Annotated in this window: 1 protein-coding gene; it reads left to right on the top strand. The window is 42.0% G+C overall.

Going from position 1 to position 4,369, the window contains the following annotated elements; genetic code table 11:
- Positions 1–417 precede the first annotated feature (417 nt).
- The coding region (locus C245_RS23835; protein WP_017498841.1) for an Ig-like domain-containing protein at positions 418–4,369 on the top strand (3,952 nt) is incomplete at its 3' end.

Genomic DNA, 4,369 nt, shown 5'->3' with positions numbered 1-4,369 from the left:
TTGATTTTTTGTCACTATATTCTTTAAAATAGTAATATATGTACAATATGCCTGCCAATTTTTACCACTTCGTTATCAAATAGTCATTTTTTTTGTAGTCAAAAGTGTATTATGGTCTGTTGAAAAACGTCATTCATCGTTAATCTGAGTAGTTTATCGAAAAATATAGCTGATAGCCAGTTGATTGCATATTTTCGCGGCTCCAAAAACTACTAATTTAACCGAAAGACATTTTGTGTCTTGAACCTATAATACCTATGGTCCAAACGCTGCCCTTTTTTGATAAAGCTTTTAAAAAGCACTTTCTAAGACTTCAAAAAACCATTTCCATTATTTTATCGTATCTGTTTTGTGTGCTGAATACCACGGTTGTTTTCTCAGCATCTGATATTTCCATTTCTAAATTCCCCATTGTTTATGTATAACTTTACTTTTAGCAAGTTTAATTTTTTAAAACAAATCTTTTTTGTTTTGTTCTTTGGACTAGTGTCATTACCTGCTTTTTCACAAGTTTGTGGAACACCTGGAGGAGATGGACCTGTTACCGTATCAAGTTCTGTAAATACTTATTTTCCTATTTCGGGAAATATAACACTGAATGCAGGAACTCAATCGATAGTTTTAGGAGGAGTACCTCCCACAGATCAGTATTCTAATAATTTCGGAACAACTGCGATATCAGTAGGAGATCTGATTTTGATTATTCAAATGCAGGATGCTACGATAGATTATACGAATACAACAAGTTATGGTTCCGGAACGTCAAATAGCGGTCCTGATGCTTTAGGAGGTACCGGATTTACATCTTTGGGTAACACCGGAGTTTTTGAATATGTTATCGCAACTAATAATGTCCCACTGACTGGTGGGAATTTAACGTTTAAAGGAACGGGTGCCAATGGTGGAACCCTGAATAGTTTTTATAATGCAGATGCTACAACGACAAGAGGAAAAAGAACTTTTCAGATTGTAAGAGTACCTCAATATTCCAATTTAACCCTTACTTCTTCTATAACAACACCTCCTTTTAATGGTGTTGCAGGAGGAGTTATTGCTTTTAATGTTTCCGGTACATTCAATTTTGCCGGATTTTCTATTGATGGAAATGCCCGCGGTTTTAGAGGAGGTTATAGCCCTATAGCAGTATCTAATCTTAATAATTCTACAACTTATGTGGGATTATCAAGTAATAATACAATTTCAGGAAAAGGAGAAGGAATAGCCGGAACACCCCGTTATATGTGGGATGGATTTAATCAGGTTGATAATGGAGTAGAAGGAATGCCTGGAGGATCTGCAGGAAGAGGAGCCCCTGCTAACGCTGGTGGAGGTGGTAATGACCACAACTCCGGAGGTGGAGGTGGAGGTAATGGCGGATTCGGTGGCTTAGGTGGTGCCGGATGGCAAGGTGGAGGCGGTGATGTTCTTCCATTAACAGGAGGAGGAAGACCGGGTTTCAGATCTTATCTTACTGCAACTGCCTTTCCAAGATTAGTTATGGGAGGTGGTGGTGGTGCCGGAGATGCCAATAATGCCTCAACAGGTGTTAAAGGTGGTGTCGGTGGTGCCATTATTCTTATTAATGCAGGTACCGTTCAGGGAACAGGTAACATTTATGCCAATGGAGGAAAAGGAGCACCAGGTGCTTTTTCAGGCTCACCCGATGGAGCAGGTGGTGGTGGTGCCGGAGGAACAGTATTATTGAATATCTCAAATAGTAGTACCGCTACGATCAGAATAGAAGCAGCAGGAGGAGCAGGAGGAAATACTGAAAATGATAATAATAATTCACACGGACCTGGTGGTGGTGGTGGTGGTGGAATAATCAGACACAACCTTACCGGTACTGTGACCTTAACTACTACTGTAGTTGGAGGTAGTTCAGGAAGGTCTAATGCCGGTGCGGGAATTAGAAATGGTGCGGTAGATGGAACAGCAGGTAGTGCGTCAACTTTTACAGCGCAGGATGTACCGCCAAATTTGCAGGTAAATTCTAATTGTTTCCCTGTTTTGGAAACAAAAGTAAAAGCACTTTCAACCGCATCAGCCTGTAATTCGATTGGAGAAAAAGTTTCTTACGAAATTCAGATCAAAAATACAGGAGTAGGGAATGCTGCAGGAGTATTTTTAGATTTTCTTTTTCCAACAGGCATCGAGTTCGACTCCGCTACAGCGACTTATTCAGCAGAAGCAACAGGACCTTCAGGTGTATTAACAAACACTGCTACGGCAGGTAATCCTGTATTTGGAGGCTTTAATATTGCACAAAATGGAGTGGTTACGATAACCTTAACAGGAAAAGTAGCGGCATCTATGGCGGCAGGAACTTACAGTTCTAGTGCGCAGGCTTTGTATCTTGATCCAACACGTACAACCGCTAATCCGAATAGAAGAATAACAGCATTTACAAATGCTTATGGTTCTGCTAATAAAACCTATGAAGGAGCCAGTCAGGCAAATGTTCCCGGTACAAACTTTAAAGGTAGTGCAGAAACGGTAGATGATATTACAATTTTGGCGTTGCCAGCAACTCCAACAGCTACTGTAACACAAGGAAATTGTCTTACACCAACAGGAACAATAACAGTCAATACCCCAGCTCCGGGAGCGGGAATAAGTTATACCTTAAGAGGAACAAATCCGGTAACGGCACCAGTAAATAATACATCAGGTGTTTTCTCCGGTTTAGTACCGAACAGCTATGTATTGACTACAACTAATGCTCAGGGATGTACTTCGGCGCCGACTGCAAGTATGACGATCAATCCGGTTGCTGGAGCACCAACAACGACAGGAGTTTCTATTTGTCAGGGAGGTAGCGGGGCATTAACGGCTACTTCTACATGTTCAAATTCGGGGACTATACAATGGTACACATCGTCTGTAAGTTTAACACCAATATTTACAGGTTCTTCTTTTAATCCTGTAGGTGTTGCGGGCTCAGGTTTGACAAATACAAATACGCCGGGGACCACAACATATTATGCAGCTTGTCCGGGACTTGGAAGCTGTAGAACTGCTACAAATTTTGTGATCAATGCAATACCAACAATAACAGCAACAACACCTGCTTCGCGATGTGATGCAGGATCAGTAACATTAGGCGCTACAGCTTCTTCAGGAACTATTAATTGGTATGCTGCTGCGACCGGTGGTACATCATTAGCGACCGGAACGAGTTTTATCACACCAAATTTATCAACAACTACCACTTATTATGTAGATGCTACAGGAAATGGATGTACTACAGGAACAAGAACGGCAGTTGTAGCAACAATAAATACAAGACCAACAATAGATTCAACAACACAAGACTCCAGATGTGGTGCAGGAACATTAACATTAAATGCAACAGCATCGGCAGGAGCAACTATTAACTGGTATGCGGCTTCAACAGGCGGTACATCATTAAAAACAGGAGCGAGTTATACTACACCAAGTTTATCAACTACCACGACTTATTATGTAGAGGCTACTTCACCAGAAGGTTGTACTTCGGCATCAAGAGTTGCGGTTGCGGCAGTTGTAAACACCGCTTCTACGATTGTATTTACCAGTGGTACACAAAACCCGACAATTTGTAACGGAACAGCTATTCCTAGCACGATTTATACTTTTGGCGGAAGCGCAACCAATGCTGTTGCCTCAAACTTGCCGGCTGGTTTATCAGCTTCTGTTGATTCCAGTGCAAAAACAATCACGATTTCTGGAACACCAACTGCGAGTGGTACTTATACGATAACAACAGTTGGTCATACAGCACCTTGTACGGCAGCGACAATAAATGGAATTGTAACGATTACTACTGCATCAAATGCCGGTACATTATCAGGGAATCAAACTATTTGTGTTGCTGGAACGACTACATTCACATCAAATGGAACTACAGGTGGAAGCTGGTCAAGCAGTGATACCGCAATTGCAACAGTAAATAACTCAACAGGTGTTATCACCGGAGTTTCAGCCGGAACTGCAACGATCACCTACACCGTAACAGGAACAGGAGGTTGCGCCAATGCAACTGCAACGAGAACGGTAACGGTAACTGCTGCACCAAATGCTGGTACATTATCAGGGAATCAAAATATCTGTGTTGCGGGAACGACTACATTCACATCAAACGGAACTACAGGGGGAAGCTGGTCAAGCAGTGATACCGCAATTGCAACAGTAAATAACTCAACAGGTGTTATCACCGGAGTTTCAGCCGGAACTGCAACGATCACCTACACGGTAACAGGAACAGGAGGTTGTGCCAATGCAACTGCAACGAGAACTGTAACGGTAACCGCTGCACCAAATGCTGGTACATTATCAGGAACTCAAACCATTTGTGTTGCCGGAACGACAACATTCACGTCAAACGGAA

It is taken from the genome of Flavobacterium sp. WG21 (assembly GCF_000335775.1).
GTDB lineage: Bacteria > Bacteroidota > Bacteroidia > Flavobacteriales > Flavobacteriaceae > Flavobacterium > Flavobacterium tructae.
Note: the sequence above shows the minus strand (reverse complement) of the source record. Positions and strands in the feature narration are given on the sequence as shown.